Source organism: Roseomonas sp. GC11, from assembly GCF_024437745.1.
Taxonomy (GTDB): Bacteria; Pseudomonadota; Alphaproteobacteria; order Acetobacterales; family Acetobacteraceae; genus Pseudoroseomonas.
Map to the genome: position 1 here is coordinate 36,546 of NZ_JANFNY010000003.1, position 18,489 is coordinate 55,034.

16 protein-coding genes are annotated in these 18,489 nt (G+C 71.7%); 6 read left to right on the forward strand and 10 right to left on the reverse strand.

Annotated elements, in window-relative coordinates; genetic code table 11:
* Positions 1-74: 74 nt before the first annotated feature.
* Positions 75-887 carry an IclR family transcriptional regulator gene (locus NON00_RS01615; RefSeq protein ID WP_256016937.1) on the forward strand — a complete coding sequence of 271 codons (813 nt, stop codon included), beginning with the start codon at positions 75-77 and terminating at the stop codon, positions 885-887.
* Between the two features lie 107 nt (positions 888-994).
* Entirely contained in the window at positions 995-2,008 is a 1,014-nt protein-coding gene (locus NON00_RS01620) for a tripartite tricarboxylate transporter substrate binding protein (RefSeq protein WP_256016940.1), read from the forward strand.
* A 41-nt stretch (positions 2,009-2,049) separates the two neighbouring features.
* On the opposite strand, the gene NON00_RS01625 is transcribed toward NON00_RS01620, so the two are convergent.
* The 10 genes from NON00_RS01625 to NON00_RS01670 all read right to left on the reverse strand — a co-directional run bounded on the left by NON00_RS01625 (position 2,050) and on the right by NON00_RS01670 (position 13,309).
* Positions 2,050-3,276, reverse strand: coding sequence for an ABC transporter substrate-binding protein (locus NON00_RS01625; RefSeq protein ID WP_256016943.1), 1,227 nt, complete (start codon positions 3,274-3,276; stop codon positions 2,050-2,052).
* A 77-nt stretch (positions 3,277-3,353) separates the two neighbouring features.
* The gene (locus NON00_RS01630) at positions 3,354-4,265 is read right to left on the reverse strand and encodes an SDR family oxidoreductase (RefSeq protein ID WP_256016946.1); all 912 of its coding nucleotides are present in this window, start codon (positions 4,263-4,265) and stop codon (positions 3,354-3,356) included.
* Positions 4,266-4,304: 39 nt separating this feature from the next.
* Positions 4,305-4,691 (reverse strand): Zn-ribbon domain-containing OB-fold protein, encoded by a 387-nt coding sequence (locus NON00_RS01635; protein ID WP_256016949.1) that lies wholly within the window; start codon positions 4,689-4,691, stop codon positions 4,305-4,307.
* Positions 4,692-4,693: 2 nt separating this feature from the next.
* Positions 4,694-5,866 (reverse strand): thiolase domain-containing protein, encoded by a 1,173-nt coding sequence (locus NON00_RS01640; protein WP_256016960.1) that lies wholly within the window; start codon positions 5,864-5,866, stop codon positions 4,694-4,696.
* A 27-nt stretch (positions 5,867-5,893) separates the two neighbouring features.
* Positions 5,894-6,889: a tripartite tricarboxylate transporter substrate binding protein gene (locus tag NON00_RS01645; RefSeq protein WP_256016963.1), complete on the reverse strand. Its 996-nt coding sequence runs from the start codon at positions 6,887-6,889 to the stop codon at positions 5,894-5,896.
* A 25-nt stretch (positions 6,890-6,914) separates the two neighbouring features.
* The gene (locus tag NON00_RS01650) at positions 6,915-8,060 is read right to left on the reverse strand and encodes an acyl-CoA dehydrogenase family protein (RefSeq protein ID WP_256016966.1); all 1,146 of its coding nucleotides are present in this window, start codon (positions 8,058-8,060) and stop codon (positions 6,915-6,917) included.
* Complete coding sequence (locus NON00_RS01655; RefSeq protein WP_256016969.1) at positions 8,057-9,127, reverse strand: acyl-CoA dehydrogenase family protein; 1,071 nt, start codon at positions 9,125-9,127, stop codon at positions 8,057-8,059. The genes NON00_RS01650 and NON00_RS01655 overlap by 4 nt, the downstream gene beginning before the upstream one ends.
* Positions 9,124-9,972, reverse strand: coding sequence for a MaoC/PaaZ C-terminal domain-containing protein (locus NON00_RS01660; protein WP_256016972.1), 849 nt, complete (start codon positions 9,970-9,972; stop codon positions 9,124-9,126). The genes NON00_RS01655 and NON00_RS01660 overlap by 4 nt, the downstream gene beginning before the upstream one ends.
* On the reverse strand, positions 9,969-12,107 hold the full coding sequence (locus NON00_RS01665) for an acetate--CoA ligase family protein (protein ID WP_256016975.1): 2,139 nt from the start codon (positions 12,105-12,107) through the stop codon (positions 9,969-9,971). Before NON00_RS01665 ends, NON00_RS01660 begins: the two co-directional genes overlap by 4 nt.
* A gap of 308 nt (positions 12,108-12,415) precedes the next feature.
* Positions 12,416-13,309 carry a LysR family transcriptional regulator gene (locus NON00_RS01670; RefSeq protein WP_256016978.1) on the reverse strand — a complete coding sequence of 298 codons (894 nt, stop codon included), beginning with the start codon at positions 13,307-13,309 and terminating at the stop codon, positions 12,416-12,418.
* Between the two features lie 137 nt (positions 13,310-13,446).
* Between NON00_RS01670 and NON00_RS01675 the strand changes: the two genes are divergently transcribed.
* From NON00_RS01675 to NON00_RS01690, 4 genes are read left to right on the forward strand one after another with little or no spacing between them, the layout of a single operon-like run.
* Positions 13,447-14,436, forward strand: coding sequence for a tripartite tricarboxylate transporter substrate binding protein (locus NON00_RS01675; protein ID WP_256016981.1), 990 nt, complete (start codon positions 13,447-13,449; stop codon positions 14,434-14,436).
* Entirely contained in the window at positions 14,433-15,410 is a 978-nt protein-coding gene (locus NON00_RS01680) for a D-2-hydroxyacid dehydrogenase family protein (RefSeq protein ID WP_256016984.1), read from the forward strand. The genes NON00_RS01675 and NON00_RS01680 overlap by 4 nt, the downstream gene beginning before the upstream one ends.
* 14 nt (positions 15,411-15,424) lie before the next feature.
* On the forward strand, positions 15,425-16,309 hold the full coding sequence (locus NON00_RS01685) for an enoyl-CoA hydratase/isomerase family protein (RefSeq protein ID WP_256016987.1): 885 nt from the start codon (positions 15,425-15,427) through the stop codon (positions 16,307-16,309).
* Positions 16,309-18,393, forward strand: coding sequence for an acetate--CoA ligase family protein (locus NON00_RS01690; RefSeq protein WP_256016990.1), 2,085 nt, complete (start codon positions 16,309-16,311; stop codon positions 18,391-18,393). The genes NON00_RS01685 and NON00_RS01690 overlap by 1 nt, the downstream gene beginning before the upstream one ends.
* Positions 18,394-18,489: the final 96 nt, after the last annotated feature.

Below are 18,489 nucleotides of genomic sequence, written 5' to 3' on the forward strand. Positions count from 1 at the left end.
CCCGGAACGCGGTGCTTTGCGCCTGCCGGCGCACAGGCTACATTCCGCATACGGGAAACTCTTCGGGATATCGAATGGACACCGCCCTTCCCGCCCCCGAACGCGATCCCGCCGGGCAGCGCGATGTGGGCGCCGTCATCCACGCCATCCGCATCCTCCAGCATCTGGCGGGCGCCAGCGGCCCGCTCGGCGTCGCGGCCGTGGCGCGCGGCACCGGCATCAGCCCCAGCAGCTGCTTCAACATCCTGCGCACCCTGACGCGGGCGCGCTTCGTTGCCTTCCGGGACAGTGACAAGACCTACACGCTGGGCCTGGCCGTGGCCGAACTGGCGGCGGGGCTGATCGGCGTCAGCCATGCCGAGCTGATCCGCCCCGAGTTGGAGCGGCTGGCGCTGAACTACGACATGCTGATCGTGCTGTGGCGCGTCACCGGCGATGGCCACATCGTGCTGATCGACCGCGCCCACAGCCACACGGCAGTGCGCGTGGAAATGCGCCTGGGGCTGCGGCTGCCGATGCTGGTGGGCGCGGTGGGGCGCTGCGTCGCCGCCGCGCTTGACCTGCCGGCGGATGAACTGCGCCGCCGCTTCGCCGCCCTGCGCTGGCAGGCGCCCCCCAGCTTCGAAGCCTATCTGGCCGATGTGGCGGCCGCCCGCACGCAGGGCTGGAGCCTCGACCACGGCAATCTCTACCGCGGCCTCATCACCGTGGGCGCGCTGGTGCGTGACCGCAACGGGCAGCCGCGCTTCGGCCTCAGCGGCATCACCATCGCCGGGCAGCATCCGCCCGAGGTCTTCGCCCGGCTTGGCGGGGAGCTGCGCGAGGTCGCGGCCTTTACCGGCAAGGCGCTGTTTCCGCTGGGGCATCCACCTCAGAATACGGAATGATATTTTCCTGGCTGAATATCACGCTTTGCGCATGACAGGCGCCCGCGCATCGGCTCAACTCCGGCGGGAATGGCCCCGGCGAGAGGGCCATCGCGGAGGAAAACGTCATGAAGGACCTGGATCGCCGCACCCTGCTGCGCGGCATCGGGCTGGGCGCCGCGCTGGGGGCGGGGCTGCCGCCCCTCCCCGCGCGCGCCAGCGCGCCCCCCGCCTGGCGGCCCAGCCAGCCGGTGCGCATCATCGTCCCCGCCGCCTCGGGTGGCACCACCGACATCATGGGCCGGCTGCTCGGCCAGCACATCACCCAGAACTGGGGCCAGCCGGGGGTGGTGGAGAACAAATCCGGCGCCGGCGGCACAATCGGCACCGCCGAGGTGGTGCGCTCCAGGCCGGATGGGCACACCATCCTGCTCGGCAATATCGGGCCGCAGGCCATCGCCTATTCGCTGTTCCGCAGCCTGCCCTACCGGGCGGACCAGCTGATCCCCGTCTCCAACATGATCCGCGGGCCGAATGTGCTGGTGGTGCACCCGTCCCTGCCGGTGGAATCGGCGAAGGATTTCATCGCCTATCTGCGCGACCATCCAGGCAGGCTCAGCTACGGCACGCCGGGCATCGGCCAGTCGCCGCATCTCTCGGCGGTGTGGTTCACCCAGCTGACCGGCACGCGCGCCACGGCGGTGCATTACCGCGGCGCGGGCCCCTCGATGATGGGGCTGGTGGCGGGCGAGGTGCAGTTCAGCCTGGACAACCTGACCAGCGCGATGACCCAGGTGCGCGAGGGCCGCGCGCGCGCGCTCGGCGTGACCAGCGCCGAGCGCAACCCGCAGCTGCCGCACCTGCCGCCGCTGCGCGAGGTGCTGCCGGAACTGGCCAGCTACGAGGTGAACACCTGGTTCGGTGCCTTCTACCCCGCCGGCACGCCGGATCCCGTCGTCCAGGCGCTGAACGGGCAGATCAAGGCGCTGCTGGAACAGCCGGAGACGCGGCAGCGCTTCGCCGAGATGGGCGGTGAACCCGCCTATGGCACGCCCGCCGCATACGCCGCCTTCGTCGCCGGCGAGACGGAGAAATGGGGCGCCGTGCTGAAGCGCGAGGGGCTGCAGCTCGACGCCGGGTAAGCACGCCGCCGGGAGGGCACGCGCCCTCCCGGATGCGCCTCTCAGCCTCTGACGAGCGGGCAGCCACCTTCGGAAAGCGGGCGGAAGGCCTCCTCGGCGGGCGTGGTCTGCACCAGTTTCAGCAGGTCCCAGGGGCCCTGGGATTCGGTGGGCTTCTTGGTCTCGAACAAATGCACGTCGTGCAGGTGCCGGCCATCGGGGCGCAGCCGGCCCGCGCCAAAGGCGTCGTCATCGCTCGGCATGCGCTGCATCACCTCGATCGCCGCGCGGCCGGATTCCTTGGCGCGCGCCGGCCCCAGTTCAGCCACCGCCTTGAGATAATGCGTGACCGCCGAATAGTTCCCGGCATGGGTCTGGTTCGGGTAGTTGTCCGGCGTCAGCGGCAGGACACGCTTCGTGAAGGCGCGGGTGCGCTCATTGAGGTCCCAGTAGAAGCTTTCCGTCAGCAGCAGGCCCTGCGCCATCTCCAGCCCCAGCGCCTTCACGTCGTTGACGAAGCCGACGGTGCCGAGCAGCTTCTGCCCGCGCCGCACCAGGCCGAATTCGTGGCTCTGCTTGACGCAGGTGATGAAGTCCGAGCCGCCATTGGCGAAGGCCACCACCTTGGCGCGGCTCTGCGAAGCCTGCAGCAGGAAAGGCGAGAAATCCATCGTGCCCGGAAAGGGGTGGCGGATCGTGCCCAGCACCCTGCCGCCTTCCGCCTTCACGAAATTCGTCAGGTCACGCTCCATCTGGTGGCCGAAGGCCATATCGGCGCCGATGATGAAGAAGGTGTCCGCCCCGGCGCGCACCGTGGCGATGCCGGAGGAGCGGCAGAGCATGTAGGTGTCGTAGGTCCAGTGCACCGTGTTGGGGCTGCAGGACTTGCCGGTCAGCTCGGCGGTGACGGCGCCGGTGTTGAGATGGATCCTGTCCTTCTCGCGGCACAGCCCGTTCAGGGCGAGGGCGATGGAGGAGTTGTTGACCTCCAGCACGACATCGACACCGGCGCGGTCGAACCACTCGCGCGTGATGCCCATGCCGATATCGGGCTTCTGCTGGTGGTCGGCCTGCAGCACCTCGACATTGATGCCGCGCGCGGTGATGCCGGAATCCATCACCGCCTGCCGGACGCAGGCCACGGCGGTGGGGCCGGAGAGATGACGGTAAGGCCCGGAGAAATCCCCCAGCACCGCGAGGCGGATGGTGGGGTTACCCTGGGCACGGGCGGCGCCTGCGGCAAGGGGGGCCGCGGCCGCGCCCAGCAGGAACTGGCGGCGTTGCAACATTCTCGTTTTTCTCCCTGTTGTTCAGGCGCCGAGGCATTCTCCGGCCCGGCGCGCAGCCCTGAAAGCCCATGATCCGCTCAGACCGGATCCCAGGCGAAGACATCCGCGCTGCGGTCGAGCGGCATGAACTGCGCCCTGAGCGCAGGCAGCGCGTGCTCGGCGATCAGCTCCGGCGTCCAGCCTTCCGAACGGTGCGCGCTGCGCACCGGGCGGGGCTGGTTGAACAGAAAAATCTCGTTGTTGCGGGCAGCGAAGATCTGCCCGGTCACGTCCCTGGCCGCATCGCTGGCGAGGAAGACGGCGAGCGGGGCGTTCTTCTCCGGCGTCATGCGCTTCAGCTTCTCGACGCGCGCCTTCTGTTCCGGCGTCTCGGCCGGAATGGAACTGGTCATGCGGCTCCAGGCGAAGGGCGCGATGCAGTTGGAGCGCACGCCGAAGCGCTGCATGTCGAGTGCGATGGATTTCGACAGCGCGGCGATGCCGAGCTTGGCCGCCGAGTAATTGGCTTGGCCGAAATTGCCGACGAGACCAGAGGTCGAGGTCATGTGCACATAGGCGCCCGAGCCCTGCGCGCGGAAATGCTCCGCCGCCGCGCGGGAGACGAAGAAGCTGCCATTCAGGTGCACATTGATGACAGACAGCCATTCCTCCGGCGTCGTCTTGTGGAAGATCTGGTCGCGCAGGATGCCGGCATTGTTGACGACGATGTCGACGCGGCCGAAGGTTTCGATCGCGGTGCCGACGATGCGCTTCGCACTCTCCCAGTCGGAGACGCTGTCGGTGTTGACCACCGCCTGCCCGCCGCGCTGTTCGATGATGGCGCGGGTCTGCTGGCCGGGGGTGGCCGAGGTCTCGCCCTCACCGGTGAGCGAGGCGCCGATGTCGTTCACCACCACCTTCGCCCCTGCCAGCGCCATGGCCAGCGCGATCTCGCGCCCGATGCCGCCCCCCGCGCCGGTGACGATCGCGACCTTGCCTTCAAGCATCATGCGTTGGATTCCTTGCGTATCCTGTGAGCACTGACAAACTCAGACCGGGCTGAACATCGGCACGGGGTAGCCATCGCCCTCGCTGGGCTGGAACACCAGCCGGACCTCCTGGCCGATGCGGAGCGCATCGAAGTCGCAGCCGATGATGTTGGTCATCATGCGCGGCCCTTCCGCCAGCTCCACATAGGCGATGGCATAGGGCAGCTTCGCGCGCATGATGCTGAAGCTGTAGATCGTGCCGCGGCCGCTGGCCTGCACCCATTCCACCTCCCCCTCATCGGAGAAAGGGCAGATGGGGCGGGGCGGGTAATGCGCCTGTCCGGTCCGCGTGTTGCGGCCGATCAGCAGCTTGCCCTCGCGCGCGGCTTCCCAGAAACGCAGCGTGGAAGGGTCGGGCGTGGGCGAAGGGGGAATGCGGTCGGTCATGCTCACAGCCTTTCCAGCACCAGGGTCGCGCTGGCATGGCGAGTGCCGATCGAACCGCCCGTGCCATGCGCCAGCGCGAGATCGCAGTTCTTCACCTGCACGGCGGGGTGCGCCTCACCGCGCAATTGCCGCACCGCCTCGATCACCTTGGTGATTCCGCCGCGATTGGCCGGGTGGTTGTTGCAGAGGCCGCCGCCATCGGTGTTGAAGGGCAGCCGGCCGACACCGGAAATCAGGTTGCCATCAGCGACGAATTTGCCGCCCTCGCCCTGCGCGCAGAAACCCAGATCCTCCAGCTGCAGCAGAACCGTGATGGTGAAGCTGTCATAGATGCTGGCATATTTGATGTCGGCCGGGGTCACGCCGGCCTCGGCGAAAGCGCGGGCGCCGGAATGGCGGGCACCGGTATAGGTGAGGTCGATACGGCCGCCCTCCTGGTGCTTGACCGCCTCGCCCGCACCGCGCACCGAGATCAGGGGACGCTTCAGCGTGCGGGCGATCTCCGGGCTGGTCACCACCAGCGCGCCGCCGCCATCACTGATCACGCAGCAATCGAGCCGGTGCAGCGGGTCGGCCACCAGGGGCGAGTTCAAAACCTCCTCGACGGTGACAAGCTTGCGCAGCATGGCGTGTTCATTGTGCTGCGCGTGGTGGCTGGCAGCGACCTTGATCCAGGCGAGTTGCTCTGAGGTGGTGCCGAACTCATGCATATGCCGCCGCGCGCACATGGCATACATATTGGCGATGGCGGCGCCATAGGGATATTCGAACTGCACATCCGGCTGTGACGGATTGCCGGCGCGCGGCGCGGTGCCGGTGGCCTGGCCCTCGGAGCGTGGGCGCCCGGCCAGCGTGATCAGCGCCACGCTGCACTTGCCGAGCGCGATGGCCTCCGCCGCATGCGCCACATGCGCGAGGTAGGAGCAGCCGCCAAGATCCGTGGCGTCCACATGCTTCAGCTTCGTCAGGCCCAGATAATCGGCCATGCTGAGCGGGCCCATGCCGGGGGCGTCACCGGCGCAGAAATAACCATCCACGTCGCCCCGCGTCAGCCCCGCATCACGCAGCGCACCCAGCGCCACCTCGGCATGCAACTGCGCCACGCTCTTATTCTCGGCCTTGCGGGTCGGGTGCTCATAGGCGCCCATGATGCAGGCCTTGCCTCGGATGCTCACCGGCTTTTCCTTCTGCTGTCCCCGGGATCACTGGACACTGATGTTGCCCGCCCGCGCCACATCGGCCCAGCGGGTGATTTCCTGCGCAATGAAACTGGCGAAGGCTTCCGGCGTGGAGCCACCCTGTGGCGTGAGCGCCGGCGGCTGGGCGGCAAAGGCCGCGATCCGCTCCGCCCATTCGGCACTGCCCACCACCGCATTCATGGCGGCACCCAGTTTCGTGATGACGGGCGCCGGCGTCGCCGCGGGAGCCTGCACGCCGAACCAGGCCGTGGCATCGAAATCGGCGAGTCCGCATTCGATCAGTGTCGGCACATCGGGCAGCAGCGCCACACGCGCGCGGCTGGTCACCGCCAGGGCACGGATCTGCCCCTCGCGCACAAAGTTCAGCGCGGAGGGGATATTGTCCATCGCCGTCTGGATGCGGCCGGCGACCAGTTCCGTCAGCATCGGGCCGGACCCGCGATAGGGCACATGGGTGACGTCGATGCCCGTGCGCACCTTCACCAGTTCCATGCAGGCATGCGGGCTGCCGCCAATGCCGGAGGTGCCGTAATTCAGCCGGCCCGGTGCCCTGCGCGCCGCCTCGACCATGGCCTGGAAACTGGCGAAGCCCGATTCCCTCGATGCCAGAACGAGATTCGGCACGCGCACCGCGAGCCCCACCGCCGCGAGATCCTGCGGCCTGTAAGGCATGGAGGCACCATAGGCGGCATAGTTGATGGCCGCCGTGCCGATCGAGCACATCACCAGCGTATAGCCGTCGGGCGCCGATTTCGCGACCGCGTCGGCGCCGATATTGCCACCCGCCCCGCCGCGATTCTCCACCACCACAGACTGCCCGATCCGCGCCGCGAGGCGCTCCGCCAGCAGCCGTCCCATCAGGTCGGTCGTGCCGCCAGGGGGAAAGGGGATGATCATGCGCAGGGGCCGCGCGGGCCAGGATTCGGCCGCGCGCGCCATGGCGGGCAGCAGCCCGGCCGCGGCCAGTCCCAGAGCCGCACGCCTGTTCAGGACGCTCATTCTTTTTCCTCCCCTGGGGCTGCTCTCAGCCCGGCAATTCGAGCACCGCCTTGGCCAGGATGCCGCGCTGGATTTCCGAGCTGCCGCCATAGATCGTGGTTGGCCGGGCCTCGATGAACTGCCCGGCCGGATGCAGGTCCCGGTTGCCCTCCATCGGCTTCAGCAGCCCGGCATTCTCGCCGCCGATCTCCAGCATCAACTCGGTGATGCGCTGGAACAGATCGGACTGGTGCAGCTTCAGCATCGACACATCGGCGCCGAGCGATTCCCCGCGCCGCAGCACGGCCACGAAGGTTTCGTAGAGCGCCTTGTGGTCCTCCAGGTCGCAGCGCAGGCGGGTGTAGCGCTCCTGGAAATCCGGCTCCTCGGAGACGCCCATGCGCTCCGCCAGCATCCGCAGCCGCGCCAGGGCATAGGCGGATTGCCGCGGCGAGCCGAGGAAGATCCGCTCGAAGCCGAGCAGGGCCTTGGCCATGCTCCAGCCCCTGTTCGGCTCGCCCACGAGATTCTCGCGCGGCACGCGGACATTGTCGAAGAACACCTCACAGAACTCGTCATGCAGGCCGAGATTGATGATCGGCCGCACCGTCACCCCCGGGCTCTTCATGTCGATCAGCAGGAAGGAGATTCCCTCCTGCTTCCTGGCGCTCCTGTCGGTGCGGACAAGGCAGAAGATCCAGTTGGCATCGGTGGCCAGCGTGGTCCAGATCTTCTGGCCATTGACGATATAGTCCTCTCCCTCCAGCACCGCCTCGGTGCGCAATGAAGCGAGGTCGGAGCCGGCGCCGGGCTCGGAATAGCCCTGGCACCAGACATCCTCGCCGGAGAGGATGCGCGGCAGGAAGCGCGCGCGCTGCGCTTCCGTGCCGAAGCGGATCAACAGCGGCCCGAGCATGATCACGCCATGGTCCGGCAGGCGCGCCACGCCGTGCCGCTCATATTCCTCGATGAGGATGATCTGCTTCGACGCGTCCAGCCCCATGCCGCCCAGCTCGCGCGGCCAGCCCGGCGCCACCCAGCCCTTCTTCTGGACGATGCGGAACCATTCCTCACCCTCCTGCCAGTGCAGGCGGTGCGGCGGATTGCGCAGATGGGCGGGATATTCGTCCTCGACGAAGCGGCGCACCTCGGCGCGGAAATCCTCGTCGGTCATGGCGTTGAAGTCGGTCATGCCTCGGCCTCCGGCTGGGCGGCGGCAAAGCGGCGGCGGTGCAGCGCCGCCGTGCCGAACTGGTTGGCGAGCACCATCGCGCGCCGCAGATAAAGGCCGATATCGGCCTCGTCCGTATAGCCGATGCCGCCATGCAGCTGGACCGCCTGCCGCGTCACCAGCAGCGCGGCATCGGCGGCGCGCGCCTTGGCGCGGGCGATGGCGGCGCGGCGCTGGGCTGCGGGGATGGCGGCGCGGTCGCACAGCGCGGCGGCGGCTTCGATGCTGGCGCGGCTGAGGGCGATCTGCACCTTGAGATCAGCCGCGCGGTGCTGCAGGGCCTGGAAGCTGCCGATCGGCTTGCCGAATTGCTGGCGGGTGCGCAGATAATCCAGCGTCATCGCGAAGGCCTGCTCCATCACCCCGAGCAGCAGCGCGGCGGTGCCGAGGGCCGCCTCCTCCAGCGCCTCCTCCATCTGAGCGGTGGAGACGGTGCCGAGCCGCTCACCGCCATGCGGGCGCAGCGTGCCGAAGCTGCCGCCATCCTGCGTCGGCTCCAGCGCGAGCGCGGCGCCTTCCGCCGTCTGCAGCAACAGGGAACAAGAATCGCCGGCGCGGACAGGCACCAGGAAGGACTGCGCCCCCTCCGCCATGGGCAGGAAGAGGCGCGGCGCCTCCGGCGTGCCCGGCACGTCGAGGCTGTTGGCGCGCTCCTGCCAGGCCGTGAGCACCAGGCTTTCCCCGGCGATCAGGCGGCCCAGCGGCGCCGTGGCGCCCAGCGCCGCCAGCAGCCGCGCGGAAAGCGCGCCCTGCACCAGCGGTTCCGGCGCCAGCGCCGCGCCGAGTTCCTCGGCCAGCGCGCAGAAGGCGCCCATGCCGAGGCCGGCCCCGCCCTGCCCTTCCGGCACGCGCAGGCCGATCCAACCGAGCTCGCCCATCTGCCGCCACACGGCCGGGTCGAAGCCGGGGGCCTGGAAGCGCAGCGCGCGCACGCGCCGGCGGTCGCCGCCGCGCGGCGCGATACCCGCCGCGCTGTCGCGGATCATGCGGATGGCGTCCTCGCGCTCATCCTGGAGCATCGCGCTCATGCCAGCACCGCCGCGCCATTGTTGACCACCACCACGTCGCGCTCCACCACGCGGGCGCGGAAGGCACCGCCGCGCCACATCTCCACGCGGATCGTCTCGCCCGGATAGACCGGCGCGGAGAAGCGCAGCGAAAGCCCCTTCAGCGCCCCGGCGCTGTAGCCGCACAATTCGCGCAGGATGGCGTGGGCCACGACGCCCAGCGTGCACAGCCCGTGCAGGATGGGGCGCGGGAAGCCGGCGCGCGAGGCCACCTCCGGGTCGGTGTGCAGCGGGTTGTCGTCGCCGTTCAGGCGGTAATAGAGGGCCTGCTCGGGCCGCGTCGGCAGGTCCAGCACATGGTCCGGCACGCCCTCCGGCATCGGGTTGGGCGGCAGGACCGGGCCGGCGGGGCCACCGAAGCCACCATCGCCGCGCAGGAAGGTGGTGCTGCCCGTCACCGCCAGCAATTCCCCCGTGGCGGCATCGGTGATTTCCTTTTCCGAGTAGAGCAAGGCGCCTTTCCCCTCGCCCTTGTCGACGAGGCCGGTGACGCGGGTGCGGCCGATCACCTCGCCCTCAGCAGGCAGGGGGCGGTGCAGGGTGATGCGCTGCTCGCCATGCACCAGCCGCAGCGCATCCACCCCCGTCGCCGGATTGCCGAGCCAGAAGCCGGGATGGCCCAGCACCACCGCCATGGCCGGCATCACCACCGGCCCCTTCTGCGTGGTGATGTAGGGCAGCTGCCGCGCATCCAGCGGGTCCTGCCCCATGCCGATGGAGAGGGCGTAGAACACCGCATCCTGCGGGCGGATGCGCTGGCGCATCTCGGGGATGGGAAAGTTGAGGAGTTTCTCGGGGTCGATCACTGAGCATCCTCCGCGATGTCGATCACCGCATCGGCGGCGAAGGCGCCCTGCCCCGCGGGCATGGCGAAGACGGGGTTGAGGTCGATGCCCGCCAGGCGCGGCCCGGCCTCACTGGCGAAGACAGAGAGGCGTGCGAGCATGCGCGCCAGGGCGGGAATATCGGCCGGCGGGCGGCCGCGCGCGCCCAGCAGCAGCGGCGCGCCCTTGATGGAGCGGATCATCCGCTCGGCTTCCGCCTCACCGAAGGGGCAGCGGCGGAAGGCGACATCCTTGAGGATCTCGACGAAAATGCCGCCCAGGCCGAACATGGCGACCGGGCCGAAGACCGGGTCCCGGTGCACGCCCAGGATGCATTCGACGCCGCCCGAAAGCTGCTTCGCCACCAGCACGCCCTCGATGCGCGCCGCCGGCGCCGCGCGCGCCGCGCGTTCCAGCAACTGAAAAAAACCCGCGCGCACGGCGGCGGCATCGGCGACGTTCAGCAGCACGCCGCCGATCTCGGATTTGTGCAGGATGTCGGGCGAGAGGATCTTCAGCACCACGGGGAAGCCGAGGGTCTCCGCCGCCGCAACCGCGCTCTCCGCATCGGCGCAGGCGCGTTCCGGCGCCGCGGCGATGCCGGCCTGGGCGAGGATGCGCTTGGCCTCCGCCTCGCTCGGCGTGCTGGCGGGCAGCGCCACCGCGAGGCCGGCGTGCGGGCGCTCGCGCGGCGGCGCGGCGAAGGCATCGCCGAAGCGACCCATGGCGTGGATCGCCACCACAGCGCGCGAGGGGTCCTCGAACACGGTGAAGCCATCCGCCTCGAACTGCGCGACCAGGGCGGGATCGGCCAGCACGGAGAGGACGAAGAGCCGGCCGGGATGCGCGTCCCGCACCGCCTTCAGCTCGGCGCGCAGCCGGGGCGCCACGGAGGCGGCGCCGCCCGCATGGGTGAAGAAGGCGAGGATGGAGCCATATCCGCCCTCCTCCACCAGCGCGCGGGCGAAGCGGCCGGTGAGGGAGAGATCGTTCAGCGCCTGGGCGGTGCAGTCCACCGGGTTCTGCGGCGCGCAGAAGGGCAGCGCCGCGCGGAGTTCCGCCTGCGCCGCCGCCGGCATTTCCGGCATGGGCAGGCCGATGGCCTCCGCCGCGTCAGAGATCAGCACGCCGGCGCCGCCACTGATGGTCAGCACGCCGAGGGAATTCCCCGCCGGGTAGATGCGGCGCGTGGCGAGGCGCGCGATATCCAGCATCTCCTCCGTGGTGCGGGCGCGCACCACGCCGTATTCGGCCAGCACCGCCTCCGTCACCGCGTCATCGCCCGCGATGGAGGCGGTGTGCGAGCGCGCGGCGGCGCTGCCCACGGCGCTGCGCCCCACCTTCATCATCACCACCGGCTTGTGGTTGCGCCGCGCCAGTTCCAGCGCGGCCAGGAAGCTCGCCGCGTCGCGAATACCCTCGGCATAGGCGGCGATGACCTCCGTGCCCGGGTCCTGCGCCATCCAGCCGATCATGTGGCCGATATTGAGATCCGCCTCATTGCCCGTGGTGACGACGCAGGAAAGGCCCAGCCCGTGGTCGCGCGCCAGGCCGAAGAGGTGCATGCCATAGGCGCCGGACTGGCTGGCGATGCCGATCGGCCCCGGCACCGGGGCGCCGCGCTCCAGGCTGGTGGTGAAGGTGCCGTAGAAGCCGCTGCGGGCATTGAACAGGCCGAGGCAGTTGGGGCCGAGCAGCCGCATGCCGTGGCGGCTGGCGCTGGCCAGCATGGCCGCCTGGGCCGCCGCCCCCTCCTCCCCCATCTCGGCGAAGCCGGCGCTGAACAGGATGGCCGCCTTCGTGCCGCGCGCGCCGAGTTCCTCCACCGCCCGCGCCGCCGCGGCGGCGGGGACGGCGATGATGGCGGCATCCGGCGTCTCCGGCAGGTCGGCGATGCCGGGATAGGCCGCCAGCCCCTGCACCACCCGGTGCTTCGGGTTCACCGGCAGGATGCGGCCGCGATAGCCGAGCCGGGCCATGTAGTCGATGGGCCGCCCGCCGATGCGCGCGGCCTCGCCCGAGGCGCCCACCACCGCGACGCTGCGCGGGTCGAGCAGCGCCTGGAGGGCCTCCAGGGGCAAGGCCCGGCTGGAGAGCACGGCTGTGGTGTCCGGCACTGGCGTCATCCCTCTCCCGGCGGCCGGGGGGGCACCCTGGCCGTTTCCATCCCTGAGTCTTCGGTGGCCTTCGCGGCCTTGGCGGGGAGGCTAGACGGCTCCGGCGGACCATTCAATATGGAGAATGCCATTCTGCAAACGGAAAACGCGCCCGCAGCCAACAGGCGCGCCCGGAGGAGCGCCCGGAGGGGCGCCAGAAGGAGCGCCAGAAAGCGCGCCCGCCAGGACAGCCGGATGAAGAGGGCGGAGATACCGCCAGGCCGCGCGGCACAGGAGGCCCGCCGGGCGGCGCCGGCCGGGCCGCCGCTTCAGGCGGGTGGGGTCGCGGCCTCGGCCTCGCGCACCAGCCAGTCCGCGAAGGTGGCGAGCGCACCGCCGACACGCCCGGTCGGCAGGAAGAGCCAGTAGAGATCCCCCGTGGGCAGGCTGCCCGCCGAGAGGGGAATGAGCGTGCCCGCCTCCACCTCCCCGCAGACGAAGGCGGGGGAGCAGATGACGACACCAAGCCCCTGCAGCGCCGCCTCGATGGCCAGCGTCGTGCTCTCGAACAGCAGGGGCGCCGGGAAGCCGGGCGGCTGGGCCCCGCCCATGCCGGCGCGCGACAGCCAGAATTCCCAGTCCCGCGCGCGGACCCTGCTGCCCAGCAGCCGCGCCGTGGCCGGCCAGGGCGCCGCCAGACCCCGCAGCAGGGCCGGGGCGGCGAAAGGCGCGATCGCCACGGGTTGCAGGCGCCGCCCGCCAAAGGGCGGCGGGGCGCCGGCGGCCACGGTGTGCACGGCCGCGTCCACCCCCTCCCGCGCCAGGTCCACCACCGCCGTGGAGGTCGAGACCTCCACGTCAATGCCCGGATGCGCCGCGTGGAAGCGCGGCAGGCGCGGGATCAGCCAGCGCAGCGCCCAGGTCGTATAGGCGCGGATGCGCAGCGGCGCGGGCCGCGCCTGGAGGTGGTCCACCGCGGCCTGGATCTGGGCGAAGCCGGCCTGGAGTTCGGCGGCGAACCGGGCGCCCGCCTGCGTCAGGCCGATGGCATTGACCCCGCGCCGCACCAGCGGGCAGCCCAGCCGCGCCTCCAGCTCGCGCAGCCGCTTGCTGACCGCCGGCTGCGTCACCCCGAGCGCGGCGGCGGCGGCCGTCAGGCTGCCCGTCTCCGCGATGACGCGGAAGGCCCAGAGGCTTTCAAGGGGCAGCGGGGTGCGGTGCATCGCCCCACCCTAACATCAGGTTGGGGTAGCACAAGAAAATCTGGGACTTCGCGCCGGACTCCACCGGGCCGAGACTGCCGGAAACAAGGCCACCGGCGGCAGGACCGCACGGGCAGGCCACCGGAGGATCCCCACCCATGAAGCGCCGCGCCGCCCTGCTGCTGCTGCCCGCACTCCCCGCCCTGCGCGCCCCCGCCGTCCTGGCCCAGGGCGCGCCGCCCTGGCGCCCGACGGAAAGGCCGCTGCGCCTCGTCATCCCCTTCGCCACCGGGGGCAGCAACGACATTGTCGGCCGCGTCGTGGCGGAAGGCATGGGCGCGCGGCTCGGCCAGAGCTTCGTCGTGGAGAACCGTGGCGGCGCCGGCGGCGTGCTCGGCAACGAGGCCGTGGCGACGGCGCCGCGGGATGGCTACACGCTGCTGCTCGGCGGCAGCGGCAGCTTCCTCATCAGCAGCCTCGTGCAGCCGCGCGTGCCCTACGACATCCTGCGCGACTTCGCGCCCATCGGCTTCATCGGCCAGGCGCCCAATGTCATCACCGTGCACCCGAAGGTGGAGGCCGCCACCCTCGGCGAATTGGCGGGCCTGGCCCGCCGCGCCCGGCCGCCGCTCTCCTATGCCAGCCCGGGGGTGGGCACCACGGGCCATGTGCTGGGGGCCATGCTCGGCCTCGAATTCGGCGCCGAGATGGTGCACATCCCCTATCGCGGCACCGGCCCCGCCATCACCGATGTGCTGGCCGGGCGCGTCCAGATCCTGACCAACGCGGCGGCGCCGCTGCGGCCACACATCGCGGCAGGCGGGCTGCGCGCCCTGGCGGTGGCCGCGCCGCAGCGCCTCGACATCCTGCCCGGGGTGCCGGCCACGCCGGAGCAGGGCTTTCCCAACCTTCTCTCCTCCACCTGGTACGGGCTGCTGGGCCCGGCGGGCATCCCGGCGGAGCGGGTGGCGGCGCTGCACGCGGCGCTGAACGCCACCCTGGCCGACCCCGCCGCGCGGCAGCGCCTCGCCGAGGAAGGCGTGGGGGTCGAGCCCAGCCCCGACCCCGCCGACTATGCCCGCTTCCTCGCGGCGGACCGCCGGCGGTGGCAGGATGTCGTGACCCGCGCCGGCATCCGGGCCGAATGATGCCGCGCCCCCCGCTCCGCCGCATCCTGGTGCTGGATGATTACGGCGAGGCCGCGCCGGGCGCGGCCGACTGGTCCGGCCTGCCCGTCACCATCCTGACCCAGAAGCTGGAGGAGAAAGCCCTGGCCGCGCGGCTGCGGGCCGAGGCCGCCGATGCCGTGGTGCTGATCCGCGAGCGCAGCGCCTTTCCCGCCTCGCTGGTGCGGCGCCTGCCCGCGCTGCGGCTGGTGGTCACCGCCGGCATGCGCAACCGCAGCCTCGATACCGGGGCCTGCGACGCCGCCGGCATCGCCGTCTGCGGCACGCCCTCCCTCGCCTCGCCGACGGTGGAACTGACCTGGGGCCTGATCCTCGCCCTGGCGCGCCGCATCCCGCAGCAGGAGCAGAGCCTGCGGCAGGGCGGATGGCAGCGCGGGGCCTGGCTCGGGCTGGAGGGGGCGGTGCTCGGCATCGCCGGGCTGGGCCGCATCGGCACGGGCGTCGCCGCCATCGGCCGCGCCTTCGGCATGCGCCTGCTGGCCTGGAGCCCGAACATGACGGCGGCCACCGCCGAGGCCGCCGGCGCCACCCTGGTCAGCAAGGACGCGCTGTTCCGCCAGGCCGATATCGTGACGCTGCATCTCGGCCTCGGCCCCGCCACGCGCGGCATCGTCGGCGCGGCGGAGCTGGCGCTGATGCGCCCGGGCGCGCTGCTGGTGAACACCGCGCGCGGCCCGCTGGTGGAGCATGCCGCGCTGGTCGCCGCGCTGCACGGCGGCCCTCTGGGCGGCGCCGCCATCGACACGCACGACCCCGAGCCGATCGCCGCCACGGACCCCATCCTGCGCGCGCCGAACACGCTCCTGACGCCGCATCTCGGCTATGTCACGCAGCAGAACTTCCGCCAGTACTTCGAGGGGGCGGTGGAATGCCTGCGGGCCTGGAACGAGGGCGCACCCCTGCCGCGGCCGCTGAACGCCGCCGCCAAAGCCTGACAAGGATTGCTCCGATGTCCCTGCCCTCCCCCGCCGCCGCGCCCACCGCCCTGCCCACCGCCCTGCCCGCCGCGGACCCGGATGCCGCCGCCATCCTGCTGCGCGCCGATGGCCCGGTGGCCGTGCTGACCCTCAACCGCCCCGCCGCGCGCAATGCCATGGACGACGCCATGCGCGCCGAGCTGATGGCCGCGCTCGACCATGTGGCCCGGACCGACAGCATCCGCGCCCTGGTGGTCACCGGCGCCGGGCAGGGCTTCTGCGCCGGTGGCGATGTGAAGGCGATGCAGGCGCGCCTGGCCGTCCCGCCCGGCGAGGTGGCGCTGAATGGCTGGCGCCGCCAGCAGCGCACGCACCACGCCATCGCCATGCTGCACGCCCTGCCCAAGCCGACCATCGCCGCCGTCAACGGCGCGGCCACCGGGCTGGGCTGCGACGTGGCGCTGTGCTGCGACTTCATCATCGCCGCCGACACCGCGCGCCTCGCCATGAGCTATATCCTGCGCGGCCTCATCCCCGATGGCGGCGGCATGTATTTCCTGCCGCGCCGCGTCGGCCTCTCCCGCGCCAAGGAGCTGATCTTCTCCGGCCGCACGGTGGAGCCGGAGGAGGCGCTGCGCATCGGCATGATCGACCGCATCGCGCCCGCCGCCACGCTGCTGGCGGAGGCGCGGGCCTGGGCCGCCGAACTGGGGCAAGGCGCCCCGGCGGCGCTGGCGCTGAGCAAGACCATCCTCGACCAGAGCTTCGAGCTTCCGGTTGAGCAGGTGTTCTCCCTGGGCAGCCAGGCCCAGGCCATCTGCTACAGCTCGCGCGAGCACCAGGAGGCCGTCGCCGCCTTCCTGGAGGGGGTGGCGCGCCGCCGCGCCGCGCGGGGCGGGGCGGGGGAGGCCGGCTGATGAGCGCCATCGACGCCCTGCTCCGCCCGCGCAGCGTCGCGGTGATCGGCGCCTCGGCCGATACCACGAAGATGACCGGCCGCCCCCTCGGCTATCTGCGCCGGCACGGCTTTTCCGGCGCCATCTGGCCGGTGAACCCGCGTGCCGAGAGCATCGCCGGCCTGCCCTGCTACCCGGATGTGGCGGCGCTGCCGGCCGCGCCGGATGCCGCCATCGTGCTGCTCGGCGCCGGGCGTGCCGAGGCGGCGGTGCGCGACCTGGCCGCCCGCGGCTGCCGCGCCGCCATCGTGCTGGCCAGCGGCTATGGCGAGGCGGGGGAGGAAGGCGCGCTGCGGCAGCGGGCGCTGAAGGAGGCGGCGGGCGGCATGCGGCTGCTCGGCCCCAACACCATCGGGCTGGTGAACCTGACCGATGGCATGACGCTCTCCGCCAGCGGGGCGCTGGAGGTGGGCGGGCTGGCCTCCGGCTGCATCTCGGTGGTGTCGCAGAGCGGCGGCATCCTGGGCGCGCTGCTGTCGCGCGCGGCGGATCGCGGCATCGGCTTCGCCAAGCTGGTCTCCACCGGCAACGAGGCCGATCTCGACAGCAGCGAGATGATCGCGCATCTGGTGGAGGACGAGGCCACCCGCGTCATCGCCGTCTATATGGAGGGGCTGCGCCGGCCGGAGGCCTTCCGCCGCGCCGCGCGGCGCGCCGCCGAACTTGGCAAGTCCATCGTGGTCTACAAGGTCGGCCGCTCGGAATCCGGGGCGCGGGCGGCGGTGTCGCATACCGGCGCGCTGGCGGGGGCGGACCGCGTCTATGACGCGCTGTTCCGGCAATGCGGCGTCATCCGCGCCCAGAGCTTCAACGACCTGCTCGATATTCCCGCAGCGCTCGCGGCGGGGCGGCGCATGGCGGGGCGGCGCGCCGCCATCCTGACCTCCACCGGCGGCGCCGGCACGCTGCTGGCGGATCAATGCGGCCTGATGGGGCTCGACCTGCCGGCGCTGGAGGCGGAGACGGCCGGGCGCCTCGCCGCGCTGCTCGGCGAGGAGGCGGCCGCCATGGCGCGCAACCCGGTGGATGTCACCCTGGCCGGGCTGCGGACCGATCTGTTCACCGGGGCGCTCGCCGCGCTGCTCGACAGCCCGGCCCATGACGCGGCGGTGGTGGTGGTGGGCTCTTCCGCCCTGGCCACGCCGGAGATCGTGACGGAGGCCATCCTGGCCTGCCAGGCGCGCAGCGAGAAGCCTGTGCTGGCCTATGTCAGCCCGCACGCGCCGCATCTGGTGCGGCTGCTGAACGGCCGGGGCATCCCCGCCTTCGCCACGCCGGAAAGCTGCGCCACCATGCTGCGCGCCCTGCACGGCGCGCCCCTGCCTCCGCCGCCGGAGCCGGTGCGGGAGGAGCCGGTGCGGGAGGAAGCCGCGGCCCTCGCCGGGCTGCCCTGCGGCCCGCTCAACGAGGCGGAGAGCAAGGCCCTCTTCGCCCGCTTCGGCCTCCCCGTGGTGCGCGAGCAGGTGGCGGCCGATGCCGCGCAAGCCGCCGCCGCCGCGCGGGCGATGGGGGGCGAGGTGGTGCTGAAGCTGCTCTCCCGCGCCATCGCGCACAAGAGCGAGCTCGGCGGTGTGCGCGTGGGCCTCTCCGCCGGGGAGGTGCCGGAGGCCTGCGCCGCGATGCTGCGGCGGCTGGCGGCCGCCGGCGCCCCCGCGCCCGAGGGCTTCCTGGTGCAGGAGCGCATCCGCGGCGGGGTGGAGATGATCCTGGGCTTCCACCGCGACCCGCAGCTGGGGCCGGTGCTCCTGCTGGGCGCCGGGGGCGTCGCGGCGGAGCTCTTCCAGGATACCAGCCTGCGCCTGCTGCCGATCACCCGCGCCGATGCTGAGGCCATGGTGGAGGAGCTGAAGGCCAGCCGCCTGCTGCGCGGCTATCGCGGCGCCCCCGTGGCGGATGTGCCGGCGCTGGTGGAGGCCGTGCTGGCCTTCGCCGCCATGGCCGGCGCCGCCGGGGAGAGGCTGGTGGAGGCGGAGATCAACCCGCTCTTCGTGCTGCCCGAGGGCCACGGCACCCGCGCGGCGGACGGGCTGGCGGTGCTGCGCTGAGCAGGCGCCCAAAGCCCTGAAAACCGAAGGCGGGTGCGGGGGAGCCCGCCCCCTGCCCAAAGGAAGGAAGGAGGGGCCTTTGCGGGGGCGAAGCCC

Coding starts and splice junctions, on each gene's coding strand:
- NON00_RS01625 (WP_256016943.1), bottom strand. CDS start 3,276: ATGTTGCAACGCCGCCAGTTCCTGCTGGGCGCGGCCGCGGCCCCCCTT.
- NON00_RS01615 (WP_256016937.1), top strand. CDS start 75: ATGGACACCGCCCTTCCCGCCCCCGAACGCGATCCCGCCGGGCAGCGC.
- NON00_RS01635 (WP_256016949.1), bottom strand. CDS start 4,691: ATGACCGACCGCATTCCCCCTTCGCCCACGCCCGACCCTTCCACGCTG.
- NON00_RS01645 (WP_256016963.1), bottom strand. CDS start 6,889: ATGAGCGTCCTGAACAGGCGTGCGGCTCTGGGACTGGCCGCGGCCGGG.
- NON00_RS01630 (WP_256016946.1), bottom strand. CDS start 4,265: ATGATGCTTGAAGGCAAGGTCGCGATCGTCACCGGCGCGGGGGGCGGC.
- NON00_RS01680 (WP_256016984.1), top strand. CDS start 14,433: ATGATGCCGCGCCCCCCGCTCCGCCGCATCCTGGTGCTGGATGATTAC.
- NON00_RS01675 (WP_256016981.1), top strand. CDS start 13,447: ATGAAGCGCCGCGCCGCCCTGCTGCTGCTGCCCGCACTCCCCGCCCTG.
- NON00_RS01690 (WP_256016990.1), top strand. CDS start 16,309: ATGAGCGCCATCGACGCCCTGCTCCGCCCGCGCAGCGTCGCGGTGATC.
- NON00_RS01620 (WP_256016940.1), top strand. CDS start 995: ATGAAGGACCTGGATCGCCGCACCCTGCTGCGCGGCATCGGGCTGGGC.
- NON00_RS01685 (WP_256016987.1), top strand. CDS start 15,425: ATGTCCCTGCCCTCCCCCGCCGCCGCGCCCACCGCCCTGCCCACCGCC.
- NON00_RS01670 (WP_256016978.1), bottom strand. CDS start 13,309: ATGCACCGCACCCCGCTGCCCCTTGAAAGCCTCTGGGCCTTCCGCGTC.
- NON00_RS01655 (WP_256016969.1), bottom strand. CDS start 9,127: ATGAGCGCGATGCTCCAGGATGAGCGCGAGGACGCCATCCGCATGATC.
- NON00_RS01650 (WP_256016966.1), bottom strand. CDS start 8,060: ATGACCGACTTCAACGCCATGACCGACGAGGATTTCCGCGCCGAGGTG.